This is a genomic window from Stenotrophomonas sp. YJH_SMC_122 (assembly GCF_059369535.1).
The window spans coordinates 131977-157559 of record NZ_JCAFST010000011.1 but is presented as its reverse complement, the minus strand read 5'-3'; the positions used below and the strand labels follow the sequence as shown (position 1 = coordinate 157559).

Genomic DNA, 25583 nt, shown 5'->3' with positions numbered 1-25583 from the left:
CCCGCGTCGGGGCCCTGCTGGAGTGCGTTGCGCACGTGATTCACTTGGTGGAGAGCGCGGCCTTCAGCGCGCCGGCCTTGATGACACTTCCAATCGGGTTGCGCTCGCCACGCAACGCACGCTCGGCCAGATTCTTCTGCCGTCCCTGCAAGGCAGCGATCTGCTGGTCGTAGACCTTGATGGTGGTCTCCCACTTCTTGAAGGCCTTCTCAAGCTCGACCGAGGTTGCCGTATTGTTGGAGATATCCTCCTGCAGTGCGCCTTCATTCTTGAACGCGTTGCGGATCCGGCGCAGCTGCTGAAGCATCTGCTCCATCGCCGGCATGGACATCTGCACGACCTCGACAGTCTCGTTGTACTTCTTGTTCTCAAGCACCTGGATGTAAGAGCAGATCGCACGCTGCTGCGCGCCGATGTCTCCGCCCGGGCTCATGTTCAGCACTGCCATCAGACCATTCATGCTGATCATGGAATCGCCGCCGCACTTCTCGGCCACGTTCCAGTTCTCGGGAATCTTCGTCAGCGCGGGAGTCGGCGGCATCAGGGGGGAAGCAATGATCTGGGTCCAGTTCTGGAGCTTGGACATCCAGTTGTCGATGGTCTTGGAGTACTGCTGAGCCGTTTCACTCCAACGCTGCGCAGTCTGAAGATATTCCTGACCGGCCTTCATTTCCTGCATGAAATTCATGATCCAGTTGAACGGGTCATAGACCGTCATCGCCTGCGCGGGACTGGTGCCTGTACTGATGGTCATGCCCAGGGTCAACACTGCGGCCATCATCGGCGCGAAGCGCCTGCGTCGCACCGGAGTGCGGCGGAGTTCAGTTGTCATGGGGGTTTCCTTGTTCGTCTGAGCGAGCGTCTTCATGCCGTCTCCTCCTGCTCGGCCCGCTTCCCGGACCCTTTTCGATGTTTGTAGAAGTCTTCCAACCACTGCTCCGGCGTGAGCTCGTCCACGGTGATCCGGTTGCGGACTGCAGCGGTCTGCAACACGCGATGCATGATGTCGATGTTGTCGGTCGAGGCCGAGATCACCGACAGGATGTCGTCCATGCCACGCAGGTTGAGCTGGCAGACGCTGGACGCATGGCCCTGCTTGACCAGGAAGCAGCGCGAGCGCTCGTCGAGCGCGGTAACCACCTTGAACTCGGCCTCGGTCAGCTTCAGGCCATCCATGTAATCGCTCTTGCTGGCATTCGGGTTCGGCAGCAGGATCAGGGTGGCGGTCTGTTCGATCAGCGCGGCGGAGATATCGCTCTTCAGCGCGTCCTCCGGGCTCTGCGTCGCGAAGATGCCCAGACCGTTCTGCTTACGGATGGTCTTCTGCTTGTTCTTCGCGAATTCCTTCAGGCCACCCTCGCCGTCCAGGATCTTCCAGAACTCATCCATCACGTAGATCAGCGGACGGCCATCGATCAGCGACTCCAGGCGGTGCAGCAGGTAATTGATGACCGGCACGCGCACTTCGGGATTGTCGATGATGTCGGTGTAATCGAAGCCGATGATGTTGGCCCTGCTCAGGTCAACAGTGTCGACGGGATTGTCGAAGACCCAGCCCAGCGAATTGCCCGAGGTCCAGCGGCGCATGCGCGCGTAGAGCCCATCGTCGCCCATGTTGGGCAGGCTCTTCTGGAAGTTGGTCATGCTGCGCAGGTGCATCGGCGTATCGAGCATGCTCTCTACAGCGCGATAGATATCCTCTTCCTCGCGGGCGCTGTACTCACGCTTGCCGGCCAGCACCTTGATCAGGTCGGCCAGGAACTGCACGTTCGCTTCGTTGTTGTCGCACTGGAACGGGTTGAACCCGGTCGGCGCGCCGTTCTCCAGGGCCAGATAGTTGCCACCGCAGGCACGGACGAAGATCTCCGCACCACGATCCTTGTCGAAGAAGAAGATGGTCGGCGACGGCTCGTACTTCTGCACCTGGCTGAGCAGGAAGTTGATCAGCGCGGTCTTACCGGTACCCGACTTACCAATCACCATGGTGTTGGCAATCGCCTTCTCGCCTAGCGAATTCTCCGACGGATGGGTCGCATGGAAATTGAAGTAGTACGGCTGGCCGTTGGTGGTTTGCAGCGTGGTGACGCAGTCGCCCCACGGGTTGTTGTGCTGCTTACCGGTCGCGAAGTTGTGCAGCGGCGACAGGCCCAGGAAGTTCAGCGAGCTGACATTGGCCAGGCGGGTGCGATAGCGCCAGTTGGCCGGTAGCTGCGAATAGAAGGACGAGGTGACCGCCAGGTCTTCCTTGGTCGACACGAAACCCGCATTGGACAACTCGGCGCGCGTCGTGGCCACGTTCTGCGACAGCTTGGCCTGGCTGTCGCCGTAGACCGCCATGATGAAGTGGTACTCGCCCAGTACGAAATTTCCCGACGACAGCTGGTCCATCGCCTGGTCCAGCTCGACGATCTGGCTGACTGCCTTGTCGCCTGAGGAGATCATCATGCCCTTTGTGCGGTCGAGCACCTTGAGCGCATCCTGACGCCCCATCGGGCTGAACGAATGGGTGATGACGTACTCGTAGTCCAGGTACTTCAGGCCGTTGAGAATGCCCGGGTAAGTCCCCTCGGCATACTCCTTGATGTTCAGAATGGCGCCGAAGTGGTTGGCACCGTTGGGGGTATTGATGACGAAGTCACCGGTCTTGGCCGAGAACATATGCCGGCTGACCGGCAGGTAATCTTTGATTGGCGCCGACAGCACCGGCACCGGTTCGTCGATGCGATTGATCAGGTAACCGAACAGCTCCAGCGTTTCCGAGAACACCACGCCGTTCTTGGCCTCGTACATGCCCAGGCGGTACGGCGCATAGTCGCGGATCACGGCCTCGACGTTGCCGGCCAGTTCCATCAGCTTCTCGATGGCCTGCTCCTGCTCGGCCTGCAGGCGCTCGACATTCGCCGACTTTTCCACGAAGCGCTTCCCGGCTACGACCGGGCGGTAGATCATGGTGAGGTACAGCTCGTTCTGCATGATGCGCTGCGAGGACAGCATGCCCATGTACTGGTCGGACACGTCCTGGTTGAAGCGCTGCTTGTAGTGGCTCTTGCCTTTCAACGTACGGCGACGGCGAATGTCGTGCACCCAGAAGGCGACATTGACGAAATCCGGCGCCCTCAGCGTCTGCAGCAGGCGGTTGAACGTATTGTGCCGGTGCTCCAGCTCCCATTCCTCGCGACCAACGAACGGCAGCCCTTCCAGGTACCAGGTCAACAGGTAGTCGCCACCCGTGGTCTTTACCACGTTCGGGGCGACATGCGTCGACAGGGGAATGAACTCACTGATGGAGGTGTCAGGGCTGAACATACGACTGCTTCCAAAGAGGTACTGCCAAGAAGTTTCAACAGACCCGACGGACGCTTGCGCCCGCGGGCCGGATCCGGACCTCAGTCCATTCGGGCCGGTTTGTCGCGGTAATGGTTGGGGTTGAACACCCACATGCCATCGTGTTCCTGCACGTTGCGGACTTTCAGCTTGAACAGCAGGCGCAGGCCCAACAGGCGGAAGATCATTTCGTCACGCTTGGCCATCTGCCGCATGATGAAGACCGCCACCGGAATGGTGAGCAGGAACCAGAAGTTCGTATACATGCTGAGCAGCAGCAACCCACCTGCCACCATGAAGAATGGCAGGTAGGGAACGCCCAGGAACATTGCCGGACGTGTGCAGCCGCGGAAGACGACGTTCTTATGCACTGTAATACTGGACAGCCTGCTGGATCAGCATGGCGGTCTTGCCTTCGCAGGTGCCATAGTCGTCACCCAGCAGCATACGTGCGATCTGGCCAGCGGCACCGATCAGCACGCCACCGATCAGAATCGGGGCCACATCACCAATGCGCTTGTGCGCGAAGGCGATCTGGTAGCCGGCGAAGATGACGGCAATGGTCACCACGGCGATCGAGGCCATGTTCAGCAGACCATTGATGCTGTCGAAGAAGCCACATACCTTCTTCTCGGTGCCACCATAATTGACGCCGCCCTGATTGGCGAAGACCTCCGGAGCGAACAGCGCACCAACAAAGAGGGTGGCCATCAGCAGGGTCTTCAGCGTGCGCTGGGCCTGGACGAGGTCGAGATTGGATCGCTTCATGGATTGATTTCCTTGTTGATGGACTAACACAACTGAATCGGCCAGCCGGGGGACTGGCCGCACCACGACTTCGTCAGAACACGAAGGCCGCATCCCCTGCGGGAATCTGCTGCACCGGCGCAGCCTGCACCGGCGCGTTGTACGAATTGTCGGCACCCGCCACAGGCTGGTTGCGCTCGCTCCAGGGCCGCAGCATCACCGGCCCCTCATTGCTGGCACCGGCAGCACCCGGCAACTGCTGCGGCATGGCCATGGCCTGCGCAGCACCCTGCTGAGGCAGCTGCTGAGGCATGCCACCGGACTGTTGCTGGGGATAGGCGGCCCCTTGGATGGGCTGCGCCTGGGGCTGCATCATCCTGTCCACTGAACCCAGCACCACTTTGGACAGCGCCTGGTCGGCGAGATTCAGCAGACTGCCCCGCGCCATCGCACCGGTGGACGGGTACACGACATAGGCGCGTGCGGGATCTTCCGACGGCACGTACACCGGGCCATTGGACTGCGCAACGATGCGCGCCTGCGCCGGCGAAGCGAGCTGCGGGTGATGCTCGACCTTCACCGCGCGGCGCTCACCCCGACTGACCACGTCGATCGGTGCGACACCATTGCTGGCGACCTGTTGGCCGCGGCGCATCGAGTCGTAGATCTTCTGCACGTAGCCGTGACGGAAGCCGGTCTCGAAATTGCCCGAGTAGTAGCAGCTGAACGACTTGCCCCAGTCACCGCCGGAGCGCTTGTAGCACTCGGCGAGGATGCGCGAACCGGCCTGCAGGTTCGGGCACTGCTGGAAGGCCTTCTCGTAGGAATCCAGGCCGTACTTGCCCAGGTTGTAGCGATTGACCTGGGCCAGCCCGATGGAGAAGTTGTAGCCCTTCTCTTCCAGCATGCGCACCGTCGCCAGCGCTTCATCCAGCGCCTTGGGCTGGCGCACCAGTGCACCGCCCACCACGCCGATGGCGTAGGGGTTGCGCGATGACTCGACGTTGATGACGTGCTGCATCACATCCATCGAGACGGCCATCTCCGGGCACGCCATCATTTCCAGTCCTGGCAGCATCCCTCAGCCCTCCTGCCCCTGGGCACGCCCAGGATTGAAGTCGATGCCGGTGATGTAGCGCGAACCGGCATGCGCCTTGATATGCACAACGATGTCGATGGTCATCATCAACAGCCGCTTGATCACGTTGAACTCCAGGCCCGAACCTTCGGCTGAAGCCTTCACCATCAGCGCCAGCTGGTCCCAGGTCTGCTCCGGGCTGCCCGCGTGGCAGCTGGTGATCGACCCCGGGTGGCCGGACGCGCAGTTGCGGATGAAGTAGAACGCCTCGTCACCGCGCAGCTCGGCGAGGATGATGCGTTCGGGCTTCATGCGCAGGCAGGCCTCCATGCAGCTCTTGGCCGTCACATTGCTGGTGCTCTGCCCGCCTTTGGAATACAACAGGTGCACGACGTTGGGCTGGGTCAGGAACAACTCGCGCGCGTCCTCGATGGTGACCAGGCGCTCGTTGTCCGGGATATGGTTGACCAGCGCCTTCATGAAGGTGGTCTTGCCGCTGCCGGTCGCGCCGGATACCACGATGTTCTTGCGGTACATCACCGCGCGCCGGAAGAACTCGGCGTACTCACGCGAATGGCGCAGCTCCAGCAGCTCGCGATCCTGCTCGCTGATGCTGCCATCGGTTTCCAGGATCTGATTGAAGAAGCCGTCTTCGTGATACTGCGTGAGCGACTTGGTGTGCTTGGACGGCAGACGGATGGTGATCGACACCTTGCCAGCGTCACACGCGGGCGGAATCACGAACTGCGCACGCTGGCCGGTGGGGAACGTGAGCGAAACTACCGGATCGGCATCGGTGATGCGCTGGCCGGTGTTGCTCTCGTTCACCACCGCCGTGCAGAACTGCCGGGCCCGCTCGAACGTCAGGCTCGGCACCTCCACCCGCTGCCACCCCGCCCGGGTTTCCAGGTACAGCTCGCCGGGACGGTTGATGCAGATTTCCGTCACTTCCGGAGAGGTCATGTACTCGGCGATGCCCAGCACTTCGTACTGATAGCGCAGGAAATCGCTGGAGACGAGGGCGAGGGGTGACACTTCGGCGTCCATGATCGTTCGTTGGGTTACCGGCGGGGGTGCAGCACGTTGGTGAAGTCGACGTCCTTGGCGACGTAGACGTTCACGATCGTGCCCTGGTTGATGGTCACGGTCGGCGGGCGGCGCTCGCTGAGCGCCTCGTTGGCAAGTCGCTCCATGGTGCGAGCGGTTGCACTCTCGTAGGGAGAACGCACCGCAAAGCCGTTGCTGGCGACCGTTGTCGACTCTGGACCGTGTTCGGCTGCGGCGTACTTGAAGGCGTCTGCGATCAGGCTGATCATCAGCGCCGAGGCGATACGGCTACCCCAGTGCGCACTGTACTGTCCGGGATGTCCTGCCCCGCCTAGGCCATCGGTGCCAGGGCTGGACATGGCCACGTCGATGCCATTCGGCGTGGTGATGCGATCCCAGATCACTTCCACGCGCTTGCCGATCGGGCCACCGCCGTAGGAGCCATAGATCTTGGAGCCCTTCGGCAGCAGCAGGTTACGACCGTTGATCGAGTACACCGGCTCGGTCAGCAGGCACGAGGTGTAGCCAGCCACGTCGGTGATGATCCGCGTTTCCAGCACGCATCGCAGGTACGTGCCACGAACCAGCAGCGCGTCAGGGCTACGGATATAGGCGGCACTGGAGACATTTTCCACGTCGGGGCCACGGCGGACCTTCTGCGGCTGGGGCTGAGGATTTGCTGCTGCCTGCATGGCAGCGATCATCGCCTGGTTGTAGTCAGAGTTCTGGCTGCCGGACGACGCGCCCGCGTCACCACCCCCTACCCCGGAACCGCTGCCCATGCGACGGTCCATCAACGTCGGCCCGCGATCTTCGTCTGGCTTGCTCGCCGACGGAAAACCGGGCATGGGCACTTCCTGCTGGGGCGCAGGCGGCAGCATCGGAATCGGATCGGCAACAGCCACCGGCGGCGCCGGATCAGCTGCGGTACCCACGCTCGGCAGTTGTGGTGTCGTCGCACGTGCCTCTTCCCGCGGCTTGTTCTGCTCGGTCGCATCATCCTGCCCCTTGCGGAACAGCAGGAAGCCCATTGCCATCAGCAACAGCACGATGCCGCCGAGGAACAGCAGCGCCTTGCGGTTCAACCGCTGCTCTTCGGCCGAGCGCAGCTGCGGTGCGGCCGCATCCAGATCCGGCGCGGGCTCGGCCTGAGTCGTGCCGAAGTAGGGATTCGACTGCGCGTCTGCGGCCCCCTGTGCGCCGTACGGGCTCTGGCTCTCGTCGCGTCCGTTGTTCGGGTCGTTTCCGGGAGTGTTCTGCTGGCTCATTTCTTCACGTTCCTTCGCAGGCCGACGACGAAGTCGCCGTGGCGGATGACCAGGTACGGGTACGTCCCGTGCACGATCAGCGTATTGCCTTCAACCGTGGTGTTGACCACGAAGTCTTCACCGTATTCCGTTTCACGACCAAACACCGCCGGGAAGATGCCGGTCTTGTACTCCGGCGAATTCGGCAGTTTCAGATAGGTGAAACGACCATCGTCATAGGCGTTGACCGGGATCAGCCACCCCATCTTCTTCGCCTTGCTGGTCGAATAGGAGTAGTTGAAGTTGTACTGCCGGTCCTTGGCCAGTTCCGAGCTCAACAACGGCTTGGCCTCTTCCTCGACCGCTTCCTGAGCGACGCCGAAAACCGTGTCATTGGGATAGACGAAGGCGATCTTGTACTGCACGCCCGCGCGACGAGCCTGTTCCAGCTGGCGCCAGTCGGTAGCCACAACCTTCAATTCGAAGATGTACGAATGGGTCTCGGTGCGCACCATCATGTTGGTGTCGACGTCGACGTTCTTCGGCTTGAGGTAGAACACGTTCTCGCGACGGGTCAGTTCCCAGCCGCTACTGAAGCCGGTGCTGTAGTCGAGGATCTTCTCGTTCGGGCTCAACTCGATCTGGGTGGTCAGGCCCAGGCCGGTTCGAACCGGATAGATGCGGTCCTTCTCGTACTCGTAGTGGTCAACCGCCTGCGCCATCGCCGCTGCTGAGAACAGCAACGACAACATCGACAGCAGCGCCAGCGCGCTTCCCCTGATATTTCGACTACTCATCGGTTGCTTGCTCCATCAGCAGTTCCGGTGGAATTGTTCTGCGCCGGCCTCATGGCCGGCTGTCCGGGCAGGGCCTGCCCCGGCATTGCTTGCCCCGGCATTGCTTGCCCCGGCATTGCTTGCCCCTGCACCGGCTGACCCGGCATGGGTTGACCCTGTACGGGCTGACCCGGCAACTGGCCGTTGGCCGGAGCCGCGACCGGTTGGCCGGTGGCCGGATCGATCATCGTGGCCGCGGCAGGATTATTGGGATCGTAGACACCCTGCGCCTGCTGCGCGGCCTGTGCGGCCTGCTGCGCCTGCGCCTGCATGGCACCGTCATCCGGCACCGGCACGCCACGCGAGTAGTCGTTGTCGACGCGGTACTCGGTGACCTGGAACGCCAGCGGGTTGAGGATGCGATCCTGCTCGGACAACGCCAGGTTCTGGTTGTACTCGAAGCGCATCGTCACCAGCTGATTATCAAGGTAGCTGGATGCTCCGGTCCGCTTGTCCAACAGGCTGCGCTGGATGCGCACCGACGCACCGCGGAAGCTGCCGTTCGGCTCAGCCCCCAGCGGCGTGATGCTCAGGATCTTGACCCGAATGGCCTTTTCGCGGCCATACATCACAAACGGGTTCTGAGGGTTGCTTCCCGCGTATCGCATACGCATGCTCTGAGCAACCGGGCTGCTGGACATCACGAACACCAGCTCCCAGTCACGCAGACCCATCACTGCCGAGTCGTACGATTCGCGCGCGAGCACGTACTGGGCGACGTTGCTGCGATTGATCGCTTCGTTGGTGGTGATCGTCTCGCCCTGGAACGTGCCACTCAGGCGCGCGACCGTTGCCGTACCCGTGTAGGCATCGGCCATCACCAGGAACGGCACCTTCTCCTTCAGCGGCAGCATGTAGTAGTAGCCGCCTGCCAGTGCGAGCGACATCAGCAACGAGCCTGTGGCGACCCACCATGCGCGCCGCTCGCTGCGGCGTGCCATGTCGGCCACGGTGATCTCGTAGCTGACCGCCTTGGCGACCGACTGCTCGACCTTGGGACTATTGCCGGGATCCTTCTTGCGGAACATGGATTCTTCCGTACTGCTGAAACATCAATGGGCGTGGCACCCCTGCGACAGGCGCGGGGAGCGGCACGTTCGATGATTTCGAGGTGGACTCAGGTGCCGCTGTTGGAATCAGCGCCCTGTGCCGACGCGGTCGGCGTCGAGCCAGCGCTCTGCACAACGATCTGGTTGCCAACGATGGAGACGGAGATGCCCTGCGCCGCATAGGCCGCCGTCAGATCGATCACGGCCTGCTGTGCGTTGGTGGTGTCGATGTTCGAGACCGCGCCATACAGGGTGAAATCCGAGCTGAGGCGGTAGTCCAGCGTGCGCCCGGAATCCTTGGCCCAACGCTCGAGCATGGCTTTGAGCGTGCCATCCATCGGCGAGGCCTGGTAGACGTAGCTGGAGTACAGCGGAATTTCGGTCGTCGTCGCAGCAAAGCGGTTGACCGGCTTCCAGCGGCCTCCGAAATCCGGAGCGGACTTGGTGGCGCAACCGGCCACCATCAGCGCCGCCACTGCGGCGATGGACATTTTCGCGATAAACGCCTGATTCATACGGGCTTCACTTTGACGTACGAAAAAGCAGTCCCGAGCATTGGTCCCCTGGTCGTCCGGCGCTGCATCGCGCACGCCGGAATCGGAGGGACACGCTGTGTGCAGCGCACCCACTCCGGCTCCCCTGCAGCCCAAAGGCTGCCAACCAGGTCGCGGGGCCATCGGCGCAGCCGACAACACATCCGCATACCTCACCAACGTCGAAACCATCCTTGTTTCCATGGCACAAACTCCTGGCCACCCTGCTGCTACATCTCCGACATCCAGCACACACTTCTGGACGACAGGCACAGGGTCGCACAACCACGCGTCAATTCCATGTCAGACAAGTCTGAAAATCCATGAACAAATGCCAAATTCTTGACCGAAATCACGAATTCACATATTTAACTACGAATCAAGTTCACAAATTAAGCGTCGTGAATTAGACGTTCAGCATCGGAACGTCCACCTTCGGCAGCAGCCTCGAAGTGAAATAGCGGTCCTTGTAGTAGCGGATCTTGTCGCACTTCACCGGATGCGGTATGCCCTCGTACAGGAACACCTCCATGTCCGGTCCCATCGCCTTCAGCTCCTGCGGCAGCATCAGCGCGCGCCGTTCCTCGGTGAAGTTGTGGGTCTTCTCGCGGGCATGGGTGACGTTCTTCCTGCGCACCGTGGTGTAGCCCAGCATGTCCGAATAGTCATTGGCATCCTGCTGCTCACGCGGCGCGTACAGGATCTGCAGGGCATGGTTGGTGATGATGGTGCGTGACACTTCCCGGCCGTAGGTGGCGTCGAGCTGGGACATGCTCTGGATGATCGGCAGCAGCCGGATGTTGTAGCCGGCCATGTAGGACACCGCCGAGGCGATGATCTCGACTTTGCCGATCGAGGTGAATTCGTCCATCAGCAGCAGGCACTGGTACTTCAGGTCCGGGTTGGACTTGGGCAGTTCCTTGGTGTTGAGGTTGATCAGCTGGCTGAAGAACAGGTTGATGATCAACCGGCTCTCGGCCAGCTTGTTCGGCTGGATGCCGATATAGATGGTCATCTTCTTCTTGCGGACATCGGTCAGCAGGAAGTCGTTGCAGCTGGTGGCCTTGTCCAGCACCGGATTGATCCAGGGATTGAGCGGTTCCTTGAAGGTGCCCAGGATCGAGGCGAAGGTCTCGTCAGCCTGGGACAACATGTTGGCGAATGCCGAACGCGCATTGGCGCTGAGGAACGGCCGCTCCGACAGGGTCTTGAGGTACTTCTTCAGGTCGGTGCCGTCGCCGGAGGACAGCCGGTACACCGCACCGAGCGTGGGCGTGCCGGCGCCGCCCGGGAAACCGCTGCTGCGCTCGTCGTCCCAGTTCTCGAACAGGTACAGGGTGAAGGCCATGAACGCGTTGCGCGCCTGGCTGACCCAGAATTTCTGGTCCTCGGCCCCGTCCGGATACAGCATCGCGGCGATGCTCATCAGGTCCGAGACGCGGAAGGCCGGATCATCGGAGACGTAGCTGAGCGGGTTCCAGCGGTGCGTGCGCCGATCTTCGGCGAAGGGATTGAACAGGTAGATCTCCTGGCCCTGGCTGGCGCGCCAACCGCTGGTCAGGTCGAAGTTCTCCTGCTTGATGTCCAGCACGACCAGTGATTCGCCGTACTCCAGCAGGTTCGGGATGACCACGCCCACGCCCTTGCCCGAGCGGGTCGGCGCGGCCAAGATCACGAACTGCTGGCCGTCCAGGCGCACCAGCTTGCCGCCATGGCTGCCGACCACGATGCTCTGGCCAGTCTTCTTGAACATGCCGTGCTTGGCCAGGTCGGCGCCGGTGGCGAAGCGTGCATCGCCGTGCAGCGAGCGCTTGTCCTTCTTCAGCAGCAGCACCAGGCCGGCGACCAGCAGCACCAGCAGGGGCAGGCCGAAGCCCACGTAGCCAGCCCATTTGATCTTGCCCACGAAGGGCGCGACCTGCGGTTGGCCGATGGCGTGGACGTACTGGTAGTAGGTGTTCCAGGTGAACAGCTGGGTGTCCAGCCCCAGGAACAGCAGGGTCAGATAGCCGGAAAACACGAAACCGAGCAGCAGGGTCGCCAGCGTGATGATGGCGATGAGCAGATACTTCTTACTGGGCAACACCCGAATCCTCCATGATGCGCACGCGGCGCGACGGCCTAGCGGTGGCGCCAGCGCGACGCCTTCTTCCGCAGGTGGTTCTCGTTTTCCAGCCCGGGCTCCTCGCCCTCTTCACGCACCAGTTGCAGCAAGCGTTGGCGCGCTTCGGCCAGTGATATCAGGTCGGTCAGACGATCCCCATCGTCGGCGACGACCGCATGGCCGACCACATCGCCGGGAGCGTACACCGGCTCGTAGGACACCGCTACCAGCTGATAGCGGCCACGGGTTTCCAGCACATGCCTGAATTCCTGCATCGCATTCCTCCTTGTCGGGGCAACACTGCGCCCCCTGCTCCGCCATCATGCCCGTGGCAGCGTCATGGGCGCATCCACAACCGCTGCGGCTTTTGCGCGAAACTGTGCGCGGACATCCAAGGAGACTGCAATGGACTGGGTAGCACTTGCCCGTACGCTGGCCACCGAGGCCCACGCGGGGCAGATCGACAAGGCCGGCCAGCCTTATATCGGCCATGTGGCGCGGGTGGCAGCCGCGGTGCGCGGCGACGATGACGCCGAAGTGGTGGCCTGGCTGCATGACGTGGCCGAGGACTGCCCGGCGTTTGCCGCACGGATCGAGGTATTTCCGGCGCCGCTGCGCGAGGCAGTGCAACTGCTCAACCGCGATGCAGCTCCTGACGCGGACAGCTACTACGCGCGCATTGCCGCCCACCCGCTGGCACTGAAAGTGAAGCGCGCCGATCTGGATGACAACGCCGATCCACAGCGACTGGCGATGCTGGACGGGACCACGGCAGGGCGCCTTCGCGACAAGTACGCTCATGCCCGGGCGGCGCTGGGCATCTGAGCCGGCCGCGAGGCGACGCGGAGGTTTGGCGTGTCACCGATCAAACGCTGATTTGCCCTGAGTACTGCTGCTCCTGTTGCAGTGCAGCAGTACAATGGACGGCTCCCCCCGCCCCATCGCGCCCTCCGCATGAGCCCCAACTCTTCCCTGGCTGCGCGGCTGACGCCCCGCCAGCGCACCCTGATCATCCTCGCCCTGTCGCTGGGTGGATTCGCCATCGGCACCAGCGAATTTGCCAGCATGGGGCTGATGCTGGAGATCAGCCGCGGCCTGTCGGTTTCCGAAACCCAGGTCGGGCACCTGATCAGCGCTTACGCCATCGGCGTGGTGGTCGGCGCCCCGATCCTCGCCTTCGTGGGTGCCAGCTTCCCGCGCCGCAAGCTGCTGCTGGCGCTGATGGGCTTCTACGCGGTCGGCAACCTGGCCAGCGCGCTGGCACCGAATTACGGCACGATGCTGGTGGCACGCTTCGTCGCCGGCCTGCCGCATGGCGCCTACTTCGGCGTTGCGATGCTGGTGGCCGCTGCGATCAGTCCTGCCGGCCAGCGCGGCCAGGCGATGTCGCGGGTGCTGCTGGGCCTGTCGATCGCGATCCTGGTCGGCAACCCGTTGACCACCTGGCTGGGCCAGCAGCTGAGCTGGCGCACCGCCTTTGCCCTGGTCAGCGTGCTGGCCATTGCCACGGTGGCGATGATCGCGCGCTTCCTGCTGCCGGACCCGGACGAAGTGCGTACCTCGCCGATGCGCGAACTGCGCGCCTTCAACACCTCCCAGGTCTGGCTGGCGCTGGCGATCGGTGCGGTCGGCTTCGCCGGCATGTTCTGCGTGTTCACCTACCTCGCCCCCACCCTCGTGCAGGTCACCGGCGTGGCCGAATCGTGGATGCCGCTGGCAGTGGGCGTGTTTGGCATCGGCGCGATCATCGGCAACATCGCCGGTGGCTGGCTGGTGGACAAGTTCCATTTCAGGGCCGCCGCCGTGGTGCTGCTGTGGTCGATCGTGATGCTGCTGCTGTATCCGCTGGCCGCACAGTCGGTGTGGACCATCGGCCCGATGATCATCACGGTCGGCACCATGGGCGCGCTGGCGGCGGTACTGCAGACGCGCCTGATGGACGTGGCCGGCGAAGCGCAGACGCTGGCGGCCGCCTCCAACCACGCCGCCTTCAATACCGCCAACGCACTCGGCCCGTGGCTGGGCGGCATGGCGATCAGCGCCGGCTTCAGCCCGGCCAGTACCGGCTATGTCGGTGCAGCCACCGCAATCGGCGGCCTGCTGCTGTGGTGCGCGGCGGTGGTGCTGGACAGGAAGCGCGAGACCGCCGTCGCCGGCAGCCACTGAACATTGCGCCCGATCCTCAGTCGCTGCCTCTGCGGCGACGGCGATCCGGTCGCAGCAACGCTGTATCGCCGGCCGCCAGGGTCGGCCTCGCCAGCTCACCGCGCTTCACGCGGTCCAGCACCCGCCGTGAATTGGCTGCACAGTCGATGCCGTCCGGCCGCGCCTGGATGTCCTCGATCAGGGCCAGCAGGTGCGCCCGGCTCTCTGCCAACCGCAGCTGCAACGCTTCGATGTCAGCCACCTTCTGCTGCAGCATCGTGATCAACGCCTCATGCTGCCACTGACCCATGTCCGGTGGCAGCAGGGCGCGGATCTCTTCCAGGCTGAAGCCTGCACGCTGCGCGCCCGTGATCAACTCCAGCAACAGCACCGCCTGTTCCGGATAGTCGCGGTAGCCATTGGCCTGGCGCTGCAGCACCAGCAGCCCCGCGTCTTCATAGAAACGAATGCGCGACGCCGCGAGGCCCGTGAGGCGGGCCAGCTCACCGATCTTCATCTGCCTGAATCCTCGCCATGGGACCTGTTGACCTTCAATAAAACTTGAAGGTTAGCGTAGCGCCATTCCCCTGTCGTGGAGCTGTCCGATGTCGCTGTTCTCGCCCCTGGCACTACCCTCCGGTGCCATCATCCGCAACCGCATTGCCAAGGCCGCGACGGAGGAAAACATGGCCGACGCCGACCACGCGCCGTGCGCTGCGCTGCTGCAGCTCTACCAGCGTTGGGCCGATGGCGGCGCAGGACTGATCATCACCGGCAACGTGATGGTCGATGGCCGCGCGATGACCGGCCCCGGCGGCGTGGTACTGGAAGATGATCGCCACCTTGACCGCTTCATCGCCTGGGCCGAAACGGCACGCTCACGGGGCGCGCAGATGTGGATGCAGATCAACCATCCCGGGCGGCAGATGCCGGCCGCACTCGGCCAACCGGCACTCGCGCCGTCAGCCGTCGCCCTGGAAATGGGCGCGCTGTCCAGGCAGTTCGCACCGCCGCGGGCGATGACCGAGGCGGACATCGAAGAGGTGATCGCCCGCTTCATCCGCAGCGCCGAGCTGGCCGAGCGCGCCGGGTTCAGTGGCGTGCAGATCCATGCCGCGCACGGTTACCTGCTCAGCCAGTTCCTGTCGCCGCTGTCCAACCGCCGCGACGACCGCTGGGGCGGCAGCCTGCACCACCGTGCGCGCCTGCTGCTGGAGATCGTGCAGGGGGTGCGCGCCACCGTGTCGCCCACGTTCGCGGTGGCCGTGAAGCTCAATTCCGCCGATTTCCAGCGCGGTGGCTTCTCGCCCGAGGATGCGCGCGCAGTGGTGGAAATGCTGGCGCCGCTCGGCGTGGACCTGGTCGAACTGTCCGGTGGCAGCTACGAAGCACCGGCCATGACCGGTGCCGCGCGCGACCAGCGCAGCCTGGCCCGCGAGGCCTACTTCCTCGAGTTCGCGCGTGAGATCGCCACGGTGGCAACGATGCCGCTGATGGTCACCGGTGGCATCCGCCGTCGCGCCGTGGCCGATCAGGTACTTGACAGCGGTGTGGCCATGGTCGGCATCGCCACCGCGCTGGCGATCGAGCCGGATCTGCCACACCGCTGGCAGCAGGGCCACGACCCGGTACCGACACTGCGCACCATCGACTGGCGCAGCAAACCATTGGCCGCCAGCGCACACATGGCCGCAGTGAAGTACCAGTTGACGCGGCTGAGCAGGCTCCGGCCCACGGCGCCGGGTGTTTCGCCCGTCTGGGCACTGCTGCTGGCACAGGCGGCCGCAAAGTGCCGAACCCGCCGCTACCGGCGCTGGATCGGTGCACGCGCAGGAGGATACTGAGCGGGCAGGCTTCTCATCACCGAATCGATGCTCCACCATCTGCACAATCGGCGGCAGCCCGTCGCCGGTCGCAACACGCAGAAGGAACCCTCGTGGCAGCAGGACCAACCAGGAACTACGAGAAGCTGCTTGATGACCTGCTCTCACTGGGCCGCAACTGGGCGCTGGCCATTGCCATCGCAGGTGCCGGGGCTGCGGTCCATTACAGCGAGTCGGTCTACGAAGCAGGCATCTGGCGCGACCTGCTGCCCACGCTCTGCTTCCTGGTCGCCATCGTCTGGATCGTGCTCAGCATCATCCGCTTCGACCTGACCATCCAGCAGCACTTCGAGCGGAAATTGTCACGCTGGCTCAGCCGTCTGCTGTATGTCGTGCTGCTTGGCACCGGCATCACTGCCGTGTTCTTCGTCACCGAACTGGCGGAGAACAATCACATCGCGCGGATGTGCGACTCGGTGGCCAATGAACCCGGCAGCCGCATCCACAGGTCGGCCGAGTGCCAGCGCCTGTACCAGCACCGCGCGGCGTACCGGCAGCGCCTGGAATCGGCCGAGGGTGAGTTCGACTGAACGGGCTTCATCGCGGTCTTCGCGCGCGATGAACACATTTCGTGGATGTGCATTTGGGCACAGTGCAGCCGACGCCGTTTTCTCGGCCTGCACCGGACCCGCAATGCACCACCCTCGCGCACCTGCCCGCCACGATGCCATCGCCTTGCAGGCCGGCATGCTGGGCAGCGTGTTGGGGGTGGCGTTGTCCAAGGCCATTGCCTTGTCTGCGTTGGCAGCCGATTCGATGATGGGGATCGGGCTGTGGGTGGTGGCCTGCGCACTGCTGGCTGCCTGGGCGCTCGCAGCCTATCTGGCCTGCCTGGCGCTGAGCCGTCGTGTGTTCGTGCTGATGGTGGCGCTGTGCATGGTGCTGATGATCTGCATCGCCTGACCCAGCAGGGGCCGGACCATCGCGCATTTGTTACAGAATAACAAGTGCAATGGGTCCGATTGTGCATGCCCGGCGTCTCGGATTTGAATTCCATGGCCATCCTGGCATTACCCGAGGCCACCCATGACCCTGCAGCCTTCATTCCGTGCCACCCTCACTGCCATCGCCCTGGCGTCGCTCAGCGCCTGCGCCACCTATGACGACAGCGCCATGCATCCGGCCTGCCAGGAGTCACCCCATCTGAAGGATCTGCCGCGAGAGGTCGCTGCCCGCGAGAGCCGTTGCAACAGGGGTCTGGAAGTGTGGTCGAGCGAGCGCGGCGACAGTGACAAGCCGCTGGACCTGAGCGGAAAGAAAAAGGATCCCTGAAAGGGAGCGCTGCCGGTTCCCGTGGCTGTCTTGACCATGCCCATGCACCTGGCTGACTGGCCCATCACAGCCGGCGCGCGACGATGAGGTCTCCCCACCCTGTCGAGATCCAGATGCCGGACACTGCCCTCCCTGTCATTCGCGCGTTCGAGGCCGTGTTCGATCTGTCAGGGGGCGTGCAGCGCATCACCGCGCTCACGGTCACCTGCCGGCATTGCACATCGACCAGCTCGGCCAGTGAGGACAATCTGGTGCACTTGCCAGGTGGCGCATTGTTCCGCTGCGGCGGGTGCGGCTGTCATCAACCGGTCAGCCATGCCCGGCTGTCGGAATGGCAACCGGCGTCGTTGCTGGGTATCTGAGGGCCGCGACGTGGGAATGACTGCGGAACAGCGGAAAATACTCCAGGCAATCGCCGCTGCGGAACCGGTGCGCGGCGATGCCGCAACGTGGGCGGTGACCGCCGGATGGGCGGTACAGGCAGAGGACGGGGATATCGATCTCACCGAGGCTGGCCGGGATGCGCTCGCCGCGCAGTCAGGTCGTGAGGGCTAGACCCGCCGGTCGGGCCAGCTTCGCCTCCCTTCGCGCTGCGTCGCGATAGCGCGAATCTGCGGGACAAAGGGTGCATCCTTGCCACGTCGACGACGAAGTGGCGGGGCCTTTCATGTCGGCGGTGTGCAGAGCGTCATGACATGCGCTCGGCTATGCTGCGCCACCTCCCTGCGCCAATGGCGGCCATGCATCCTTTTCCCCTGCCAGTCTCTGCACCTGATCAGCTCGCCTACCGACTGCTGCAGGACAGTGACTGGGCCCGCTCGGCCACTGCCGCAAGCGCACCCGCCGAACTTCGCATGTTGCTGGCGATGATCCTGGATTCGCCAGAACCCCTGTGGCTTGCCTGGGGCAAGGAAGACAAGGCGTTCTTCTTCAATGATGCCTACCTGCCGATGCTGGGGGAAAAACTGCACGGCGCGATGGGCAATTGCCTGGAGGATGTCTGGGCGGACGTATGGCCGGACGTGGCGAAGGCCGTCAACGATGCCTTCGCCGGCACCAGCCGCAGCTTCAAGAACCTCCCGTTGATGATGGATCGCGACGGCACGCTGCGTGAAACATTCTGGACGTTCTCGTATTCGCCGCTGCGCGTCGGCTGCGGCAGTGTGGCCGGCATCCTGTGCGTGGTCAGCGAGCAGACCGAACGGGTGATCGAGCGCGACCTGCACAGCCGCCAGGTCGCGGCGATCACCGAGCAGGCGCGGGAGGCCCATCTGGAACTGGTTCGCGCCCGCGAGCAGCTGCGCCAGTCGCAGAAGCTGGAGGCGATCGGCCAGCTCACCGGCGGTGTGGCCCACGACTTCAACAACCTGCTGCAGGTCATCACCGGTTCGGTGGACATGCTCCTGCACACGTGGCCGTCAGACGACACCCGGCGCCGCTACATCCAGGCCATTGCCACAGCCTCGGACCGCGCCACCAGGCTGACCGCGCAACTGCTTGCGTTCTCGCGTCGCCAGAGCCTGTCGCCGGAGGTCTTCGATCTCTGCGAAAGCGTGCACGCGCTCGCGGACATCATCACCACCGTACTGGGCGCGCGCATCCAGGTGTCGTTGACGTTGCCCGACACACCGATGCCGGTGCTGCTGGACCGGACCCAGCTGGACACTGCATTGATCAACATCGCGGTCAATGCGCGCGATGCGATCGAGGGACACGGCAGGGTGACCATCGAGGTGGAGCAGGTAACCGCCGTGCCTTCGGTGCGCTTCGCCGCGCCGATGAAGGGCGACTTCGCCGCGATCAGTGTGACCGACACCGGAGCAGGCATCGACCCCGCCGTCGTCGACCGCATCTTCGAGCCCTTCTTCACCACCAAGAGCGTCGGCGCCGGAACCGGCCTCGGCCTCAGCCAGGTGTTCGGCTTCGTCAAGCAGTCAGAAGGCGAGGTGGACGTGCAGAGCCAGGCGGGCGCCGGTACCCGCTTCACCCTGTACCTGCCGCTGGCGCAGGCGAGAGAAATGACGGAACGGCCGGCGACGCTACCGGGGCTGCAGCATGGTCACGGTGTCTGCGTGCTGGTGGTGGAAGACAACGTCGATGTGGCCGAATTTGCCGTCGGCGCCCTGCGCGAGCTCGATTACAACGTGGTACTTGCGCACAATGCGGACGAGGCCCTGGCGGAGCTCGAACGGGATGCCTCCCGCTTCGATGTAGTGTTCAGCGACGTAGTGATGCCTGGCATGAACGGCCTGGATCTGGCCCGTACCATCCGCAGCCGCCTGCCTGGGCTTCCAGTGATCCTTACCAGCGGCTACAGCGAACTGCTGGCCCGGGACCCTGGCCATGGCTTCACCCTGCTGCGCAAGCCTTACTCATTGAAGCAGCTGGCCTCGGTGATGACCGAAGCCGGGCGCTGCGCGCAGGCCGTGATGGCGTCGCCCTAGCAGGCGGTCACCGCAGCGAACCGAACCAGCGTTCCAGCGAAGGCTCCAGCCCCGACGTGTCGCCGCCAGCATCGCAGGCCCAGGCGACGATACCGTCGGGGCGGACCAGCACGGCGCCCAGTCCCAGCGTGTCGCGCGCCGTGGACATCACGCAGGTGACCGACCGCTGCCAGCGCTCAATGATCGGACCGAGCGAATCGCCGGTATCGAGCCCCAGCAGCACGCCCTGCCCTGCACGCAGCAGCTCTCCCATGCGGCGGCCATCGGTCAGATAGACGTCAGGCACGCTTCGGCCAACCCGCGGGTGGCCGCCATCGAACACCGGTGGCTGCGCCACGCCCCACAACCGCTCGGCGAGATAGGTGGCGCCGTCGCGGGTCGCGGCCAGGTCGGCGATGACCGCCGCCAGCGCGCGCGACCCGGGGTCTGGCCGCATCAACGCCACCTGCGCACGTGACCAGTCGAGCACCCGGGCGCCGATCGGATGGCGCTCAGCCTGATAGCTGTCCAGCAGCGTCTCGGCGGCGTCGCCTCGCGCCACCGCGGCCAGCTTCCACCCCAGGTTCATCGCATCGCCGATGCCGAGGTTCAGCCCCTGCCCGCCCAACGGCGAATGCATGTGCGCGGCATCACCGGCCAACAGCACGCGGCCGCTGCGATAGGCCGTGGCCTGGCGCGCGGCATCGGTCCATGTGGTGGCCAGATGCAACGCCGTGATCGTTGCCTCTCGCCCGGACACACGCCGCAGCAGCGCCTGGGCGGTGTGCCGGTCCAGCGGCGTGCGATGGCCGGCGCCACCGTCGAAATCGGCCAGCGCCAGCATGCCCGGCGGATTGAAATTGCACATACCGTGTTCGGTGAACTGACGCCCGGGGACGAGCACCGACGGGTCCGCCAGTTCAACCTGCAGCGTGTACCCGGTGAACTCCGGCGCGGTCCCTGCGAACACGAAGCCCGATTGCTTGCGTACCGTGCTGCGGGCGCCATCGCATCCGACCAGCCAGCGGCCCCGCATCAGCCCGCGACCGGTCTGCACCTCCACCTGTGCTTCGTGAGCGCGCACCGCCTGCACTGTGCAGCCACGCTCGATCTGTACACCCAGTGACGCTGCATGCGCGGCCAGCACCGCCTCGAGCGATTGCAGCTCCACCGCCATCCGGGTGGGTACCGGGGTCGGCAGGCGATCACGCCAGCGCGCGCTGTCCACGTCATCCAGGGCGAAAGGAATGCCGGCGAAGTGGCCTCCCAGCGGCCGCGGTTGCGCCAGCCAATGGGCCGTGCCGGACGGCGGCGCGCCCTTGTCCGGCTTCAGCACCTGGCGGGCCGCTACCGCGTCCAGCAGGCCGCGCCGATCCAGCGCTTCCAGCGTGGGCGCGTTCAAGCCGCGCAGGCCAAAGGGCAGGCGCTTCAGGGGTGAATCGGGTGACTGAGCCTGCTCCAGCAGCATGACCGAACAGCCGGCCCGGGCCAGTTCGCCGGACAGGAACAGACCGACCGGACCGGCCCCGGCGATGACGACGTCGTACAACATGGCAGTTCCCTGTCAGCCCCGGGGCGGCGCTCTGGCGACGCCAATGTTACACTCGGTGTACTTTTCCACAAGTGAGCCGCCCATGACCCCGCCTCCGGGCCGCCGCGAGCAGCGCAAGACCGAGACCCGACAGACCATTTCGGACGTCGCCACCGAACTGATCATCCGCCGCGGCTTCGAAGCCGTGTCCATGTCCGAGATCGCCGAGGCCGCCGGGGTCTCGCGCAAGACAGTCTTCAACTATTTCGCCAGCAAGGAGGACCTGGTATTCGACCGCGACGAGGAAGCGCGGGCGTTGCTGCGCGAGGGCATGACTGCGCGCTGCGGCATGACTCCGCTGGCCGCCTTCCAGTCGCTGGTGAGGGAGCTGCTCGACAGCGGCCATCCCCTGTTGCGGATCAATGCCGGTGCAGCGACCTTCTGGGCCACGGTGGCCGGCAGCCCGGCCTTGGTGGCACATGCACGACGGCTGCAGGCACAGCTGGCCGACGACCTCGCGCAGTTGATGGCCAGCGCCGTCGGGCGGTCGGCGGATGATGCCGAGGCACGCCTGGGTGCGGCGATGCTGCTGGCGTCGATGGTGGCGGCCTATCAGAACGGACTGGCCAGCCAGCAGGAGGGCGAGGATCCGCGCCAGGCGATGCTGCAGCTGATCGTGCGCGGCGGCACCGGCGTGCTGGTGGCCTTGGCCGGCACCCCATATACCGACCCGGGCCTGCGTCCATAGCGCACTCGGGGGATAGGTCACGAAGCACTGCAAATGCTAATCTTTCTCATTTGCAGCCCACCCCGACCCCTCATGCCGCTTCCAACCCCGCTCAAGCACGCCCTCTGCCTGGCGCTGCCCCTTTCCCTGGCTACGCCTGCACTGGCCTCCGGGGCCTCCGCTGACACCCCGAAGGACCTGGACCAGGTCGAGGTCCGCGGCCGCGCGCAGACCCTGTACCGCGCCAATGATGCGGCCGTCGGCACCCGCACCGATACCCCGTTGGAACTGGTGCCGCAGTCGATCCAGGTCGTGCCGCGCGAGCTGATCGACGACCAGGCCGCGCGCCAGGTCACCGATCTGTACCGCAGCATCAGCGGCATCAGCTTCTTCAGCTATGCCGGCGTCACACTGCGCGGTTTCCACCAGGAGAACTTGCTCTACGACGGCCTGCGCGGTGATCCCTATGCCGGCTTCTCGGTGCCGCAGCTGTTCAACATCGAACGCGTGGAAGTGCTGAAGGGTCCGGCCGGTGCGCTGTACGGCGGTGGTGATGCGGGCGGCGTCATCAACTATGTAACGCGCAAGCCCAAGGCGCGCGCCGAACGCCGCATCGAGCTGCAGGCAGGCGACAAGGACTTCCGCGCCGGGTCGATCGAAGGCACCGGCCCCTTGAATGCCAGCGGCAGCATTCGCTATCGCGCCGGCCTCTATGCCGACAGCGAGCAGGGCGTACGCTGGAATGCCGACAGCGAAAGCGTGATCGGCGACGCCTCGCTGGCCTTCGACGTTGGCCAGACCGGCGAGCTGGTGCTGCAGTTCACCGACATCACCCAGAACCTGGGCGGCAACCGCCTGCGCGGCGTGCCGGTGAACGATGCCGGCAGCTTCCTGACCGACCGGCGCTGGAACCACAACGAGGCCAGCGACTTCCTCGACATGCGCGCCAGGGTCGCACTGGCGCAGTACCGCTTCGCACCGCTCGATACGCTGGACGTGGACATTGCTGCGCGCTGGTTCAGCAACAACGAGCACCAGATGTACCACGAGCCGATGGGGCTGATTGATCGTGACCGCGACGGCGTAGCCGAATGGATGACGCGCCAGCTGCGCAACCAGATCCGCGACAACGAGGCCTTCACCGCCAGCGGCAATGCCGTATGGAGGATCAACACCGGCCGTATCGAACACAAGGTGCTGTTCGGCGCCGACGTGTACCAGCTCGACGCCGACTTCACCGCGCAGACCGCCAACAGTGCCGACCTGGCACGCGGCGCCGGCCCGGTGCGCGGCATCGACCTGTTCAACCCGGTCTATGGCGCGAGCACCTGGCATGACTACAACCTGGCCGCCCTGCCGTGCCGCAGCACCGCCACCCGCAGCAAGCGCTACGGCGGCTATCTGCAGGATGAGCTGGCGCTGGGCACGCGCTGGCACGTGCTGGCCGGACTGCGCTGGGATGGCTTCAAGGATGAGGACCGCATGGGCGGCAACAGCGTGGATGGCAACGCGCTCAGCTGGCGTCTGGGCAGCACCTTTACCGTCCGGGACGGCGTTAACCTGTATGCCAACATCGCCAGCGGCTTCGTGCCGCAGAGCGCGGCCAACCAGAACCCGGCAGCGGGTGGCCCGTTCGACGCCGAGCGCAGCAGGCAGTGGGAAGTCGGCATGAAGTCCCTGCTGGCCGACCGCGTGACCCTGAACATGGCGGCCTACCGCATCGACCGCAGCAACATCGTGCAGGCCACCGGCGAAGTGCGGGACGGCGTGAACCAGCTGGCCGCGCTGGGCCTGGTACGCAGCACGGGCATGGAACTGGACCTGCTGGCCGACGTGACCGAGCGCTGGGTGGTGAACCTGACCTACGCCTACAACGACGCACGGGTAAAGGACGCCGGACCGAACGGCATCACCAATGCGTCCGGCGACCGCTTCGCGAATGCACCACGCAACAAGCTCGGCCTGTGGACACGTTACGACCTGCCGTCGATCAATTCGGCCATCGGCTTCGGCGCCGACCATGTGGGCGAGCGTGTCAGCCTGGATGGGCAGACGGTCAAGGCTTACACGGTATTCGACATGAGCTGGAAGACCACGTGGAAGCAGTGGCAGTTCCAGGCCAACGTCAAGAACCTGTTCGACAAGGTGTACGCGGCCAGCGGCTTCATCGAGCGCAACGGGCATTTCCCGGGCGAGCCGCGACGGGTGTACGTGCAGGCGGCTTACAGCTTCTGACGAACCTCTCCTGTGGCGCCGTGCCCACGCTCGGCTCGGCGCCTGGCCTGGTCACCCCATGCGTATCGCGTGACTCTCGCGCGCCTGCAGATCGATATCCTGCTGGCGCTGCATGGCCGCCTGCTGGCGCTCAAGGCTGGCAGCCTCGATCTGCTGCAGGGATTGTGCAACCGGCGTCTGCACCGCAACATCGGTAGGCATGGAGGCACGCAGATGCGCGGGATCGCTCATCTCGCCCTGCACCACGAACACGTTGCGGCCGGCCGGATGCTCGGCAGTCTGCGCGCTCAGCAGCACATGGTCGGCCCGTTCAAGCTGGTTGCGACGGGCCAATGCCATCACGCTCGCCACGAGGCGCTCGCTGTTCTCGTCGTGGGGACGCCCGGCGCGGGCATCGATCGCGGCCACGCCTTCGCGCACCTGCTGCAGCAGTGCGTACTCACGGTGGCCGGGACCAATGTCGGCCAGGCGGGTCGGCGCCTGCGCGGGATCCGGCACGTCGTCCACGGCTGCGGTCAGCGGGCTGCGGGTGATGGCCCGGTACGGGTCGTCCGGGTGGAACTGGGTGCGTTTTTCCTGGCGCTCCAGACGAACCTCGCGCGCGTCGTTGAGCTCGGCGATGCGTGCGGGGTCGGTAATCTCGCGCATCGACACGTGGCCGCCACCCGCGCTGACACTGGCCCACTTCCTATCCGCTTCGAAGTAAATCGCGTAGTAGCTGTTGCCACCGATGACGTTCGGATCGACTGCTGAGCGGCCGTCCAGCGCCTGGGTGGCTTCCAGCACGCTCAACCGGGTCAGGTACTGGCCGCCTTTCGTCCATCCCATCTGGCTGATGGCATCGACACTGGTGTTGCCTACGCGCGGGCCTCCGGCGTAGTCATTGTTGAGCATGTTGGTCCAGATCTGTTCCAGCTTCTCGGGGCCGCTCTTCTGCTCAGCCGCCTGCAGCAACACGCGCGGCGTCCAGCAGTTGGGATCGAGTTCATGCCGTTCAAATGCGCGGTCGTGAGCCAGCATCACGTCTTTGCCGGGAAGATTCAGTGCCAGGTCTGGACGGCGCTCGTTCATCCACTGCTGCCGCAACTCAAGATCTCTTTCGAGCAGGGTCTGCCCAAAGGACTCCCATTGCCGCTCCGTCAACTGTGCATTTGAAAACCGGGATCCGTCTTCCTGCTGGGTCTTTGCGTAGCTTTGTGCATACGCGTTCGCGACGCGTCCCGGCAGGCTGTCATTGCGTACAACACCCAGTGCCAGTGTCCCGTATCCATCGGCTCCCGGCAGTTGCGACAGGTAGTTCCAGTAAAGCTCGCGGTTGCCGTCTCTGGCATAGCTGCCAAGGATGCTTAGATCGCGTTCGGTCAATCCACTCATACCCTGCCCCTTCTCTTCCTTGAATCAC

General features: G+C 64.4%; 25 protein-coding genes. 10 read left to right on the top strand and 15 right to left on the bottom strand.

Annotated elements, in window-relative coordinates:
• Nucleotides 1-40: 40 nt before the first annotated feature.
• From AC5P66_RS15430 to AC5P66_RS15375, 12 genes are all read right to left on the bottom strand, one after another.
• Nucleotides 41-868 (bottom strand): hypothetical protein, encoded by an 828-nt coding sequence (locus tag AC5P66_RS15430; RefSeq protein ID WP_236636397.1) that lies wholly within the window; start codon nt 866-868, stop codon nt 41-43.
• Entirely contained in the window at nt 865-3306 is a 2442-nt protein-coding gene (locus tag AC5P66_RS15425) for a VirB4 family type IV secretion/conjugal transfer ATPase (RefSeq protein WP_099495539.1), read from the bottom strand. The genes AC5P66_RS15430 and AC5P66_RS15425 overlap by 4 nt, the downstream gene beginning before the upstream one ends.
• A gap of 80 nt (nt 3307-3386) precedes the next feature.
• On the bottom strand, nt 3387-3695 hold the full coding sequence (locus AC5P66_RS15420) for a VirB3 family type IV secretion system protein (protein WP_005417227.1): 309 nt from the start codon (nt 3693-3695) through the stop codon (nt 3387-3389).
• Nucleotides 3688-4092 carry a TrbC/VirB2 family protein gene (locus tag AC5P66_RS15415; protein WP_005417229.1) on the bottom strand — a complete coding sequence of 135 codons (405 nt, stop codon included), beginning with the start codon at nt 4090-4092 and terminating at the stop codon, nt 3688-3690. Before AC5P66_RS15415 ends, AC5P66_RS15420 begins: the two co-directional genes overlap by 8 nt.
• 73 nt (nt 4093-4165) lie before the next feature.
• Nucleotides 4166-5149: a lytic transglycosylase domain-containing protein gene (locus AC5P66_RS15410; protein ID WP_099495540.1), complete on the bottom strand. Its 984-nt coding sequence runs from the start codon at nt 5147-5149 to the stop codon at nt 4166-4168.
• Between the two features lie 3 nt (nt 5150-5152).
• Nucleotides 5153-6196 carry a P-type DNA transfer ATPase VirB11 gene (gene virB11 / locus AC5P66_RS15405; protein ID WP_099495541.1) on the bottom strand — a complete coding sequence of 348 codons (1044 nt, stop codon included), beginning with the start codon at nt 6194-6196 and terminating at the stop codon, nt 5153-5155.
• 14 nt (nt 6197-6210) lie between these two features.
• Nucleotides 6211-7464: a TrbI/VirB10 family protein gene (locus AC5P66_RS15400; protein WP_099495542.1), complete on the bottom strand. Its 1254-nt coding sequence runs from the start codon at nt 7462-7464 to the stop codon at nt 6211-6213.
• A complete protein-coding gene (locus AC5P66_RS15395) occupies nt 7461-8240 on the bottom strand; it encodes a TrbG/VirB9 family P-type conjugative transfer protein (protein ID WP_032954280.1) in 780 nt (259 codons plus the stop codon). The genes AC5P66_RS15400 and AC5P66_RS15395 overlap by 4 nt, the downstream gene beginning before the upstream one ends.
• Nucleotides 8237-9307: a VirB8 family type IV secretion system protein gene (locus AC5P66_RS15390; protein ID WP_099495543.1), complete on the bottom strand. Its 1071-nt coding sequence runs from the start codon at nt 9305-9307 to the stop codon at nt 8237-8239. Before AC5P66_RS15390 ends, AC5P66_RS15395 begins: the two co-directional genes overlap by 4 nt.
• Nucleotides 9308-9396: 89 nt before the next feature.
• Nucleotides 9397-9843: a hypothetical protein gene (locus AC5P66_RS15385; protein ID WP_032954281.1), complete on the bottom strand. Its 447-nt coding sequence runs from the start codon at nt 9841-9843 to the stop codon at nt 9397-9399.
• Nucleotides 9844-10267: 424 nt separating this feature from the next.
• On the bottom strand, nt 10268-11947 hold the full coding sequence (locus AC5P66_RS15380; RefSeq protein ID WP_049415055.1) for a type IV secretory system conjugative DNA transfer family protein: 1680 nt from the start codon (nt 11945-11947) through the stop codon (nt 10268-10270).
• 35 nt (nt 11948-11982) lie between these two features.
• On the bottom strand, nt 11983-12240 hold the full coding sequence (locus AC5P66_RS15375) for a hypothetical protein (RefSeq protein WP_005417248.1): 258 nt from the start codon (nt 12238-12240) through the stop codon (nt 11983-11985).
• A gap of 130 nt (nt 12241-12370) precedes the next feature.
• On the opposite strand from AC5P66_RS15375, the gene AC5P66_RS15370 reads away from it, so the two are divergent.
• Both AC5P66_RS15370 and AC5P66_RS15365 read left to right on the top strand, forming a co-directional pair.
• The gene (locus AC5P66_RS15370; protein WP_049415052.1) at nt 12371-12790 is read left to right on the top strand and encodes an HD domain-containing protein; all 420 of its coding nucleotides are present in this window, start codon (nt 12371-12373) and stop codon (nt 12788-12790) included.
• A 129-nt stretch (nt 12791-12919) separates the two neighbouring features.
• Nucleotides 12920-14131, top strand: coding sequence for an MFS transporter (locus tag AC5P66_RS15365; RefSeq protein ID WP_099495544.1), 1212 nt, complete (start codon nt 12920-12922; stop codon nt 14129-14131).
• Nucleotides 14132-14147: 16 nt separating this feature from the next.
• Here AC5P66_RS15365 and AC5P66_RS15360 read toward each other — a convergent pair whose 3' ends face one another.
• Nucleotides 14148-14627 (bottom strand): MerR family transcriptional regulator, encoded by a 480-nt coding sequence (locus tag AC5P66_RS15360; protein WP_495216490.1) that lies wholly within the window; start codon nt 14625-14627, stop codon nt 14148-14150.
• Nucleotides 14628-14715: 88 nt separating this feature from the next.
• Here AC5P66_RS15360 and AC5P66_RS15355 point away from each other — a divergent pair, with 88 nt between their 5' ends.
• The 6 genes from AC5P66_RS15355 (at nt 14716) to AC5P66_RS15330 (ending at nt 19709) form a co-directional block, all read left to right on the top strand.
• Nucleotides 14716-15954 (top strand): NADH:flavin oxidoreductase/NADH oxidase family protein, encoded by a 1239-nt coding sequence (locus AC5P66_RS15355; RefSeq protein WP_495216489.1) that lies wholly within the window; start codon nt 14716-14718, stop codon nt 15952-15954.
• A 92-nt stretch (nt 15955-16046) separates the two neighbouring features.
• Nucleotides 16047-16523 (top strand): hypothetical protein, encoded by a 477-nt coding sequence (locus tag AC5P66_RS15350; RefSeq protein WP_100478348.1) that lies wholly within the window; start codon nt 16047-16049, stop codon nt 16521-16523.
• A 103-nt stretch (nt 16524-16626) separates the two neighbouring features.
• Nucleotides 16627-16896 (top strand): hypothetical protein, encoded by a 270-nt coding sequence (locus tag AC5P66_RS15345; protein WP_005417254.1) that lies wholly within the window; start codon nt 16627-16629, stop codon nt 16894-16896.
• A 123-nt stretch (nt 16897-17019) separates the two neighbouring features.
• Complete coding sequence (locus AC5P66_RS15340) at nt 17020-17265, top strand: hypothetical protein (protein WP_111096636.1); 246 nt, start codon at nt 17020-17022, stop codon at nt 17263-17265.
• A gap of 113 nt (nt 17266-17378) precedes the next feature.
• Nucleotides 17379-17627 (top strand): hypothetical protein, encoded by a 249-nt coding sequence (locus AC5P66_RS15335; RefSeq protein WP_049415115.1) that lies wholly within the window; start codon nt 17379-17381, stop codon nt 17625-17627.
• Between the two features lie 378 nt (nt 17628-18005).
• Complete coding sequence (locus tag AC5P66_RS15330) at nt 18006-19709, top strand: ATP-binding protein (RefSeq protein WP_495216488.1); 1704 nt, start codon at nt 18006-18008, stop codon at nt 19707-19709.
• A 7-nt stretch (nt 19710-19716) separates the two neighbouring features.
• Here the strand turns inward: AC5P66_RS15330 and AC5P66_RS15325 are convergent, their stop codons facing one another.
• Nucleotides 19717-21240 carry an FAD-dependent monooxygenase gene (locus AC5P66_RS15325; protein ID WP_495216487.1) on the bottom strand — a complete coding sequence of 508 codons (1524 nt, stop codon included), beginning with the start codon at nt 21238-21240 and terminating at the stop codon, nt 19717-19719.
• A gap of 82 nt (nt 21241-21322) precedes the next feature.
• Between AC5P66_RS15325 and AC5P66_RS15320 the strand changes: the two genes are divergently transcribed.
• Complete coding sequence (locus tag AC5P66_RS15320; RefSeq protein ID WP_099495548.1) at nt 21323-21967, top strand: TetR/AcrR family transcriptional regulator; 645 nt, start codon at nt 21323-21325, stop codon at nt 21965-21967.
• Nucleotides 21968-22039: 72 nt separating this feature from the next.
• Nucleotides 22040-24181: a TonB-dependent siderophore receptor gene (locus AC5P66_RS15315; protein ID WP_495216486.1), complete on the top strand. Its 2142-nt coding sequence runs from the start codon at nt 22040-22042 to the stop codon at nt 24179-24181.
• A gap of 51 nt (nt 24182-24232) precedes the next feature.
• Here AC5P66_RS15315 and AC5P66_RS15310 read toward each other — a convergent pair whose 3' ends face one another.
• Nucleotides 24233-25555, bottom strand: coding sequence for a Smlt3024 family type IV secretion system effector (locus tag AC5P66_RS15310; RefSeq protein ID WP_099495550.1), 1323 nt, complete (start codon nt 25553-25555; stop codon nt 24233-24235).
• Nucleotides 25556-25583 lie beyond the last annotated feature (28 nt).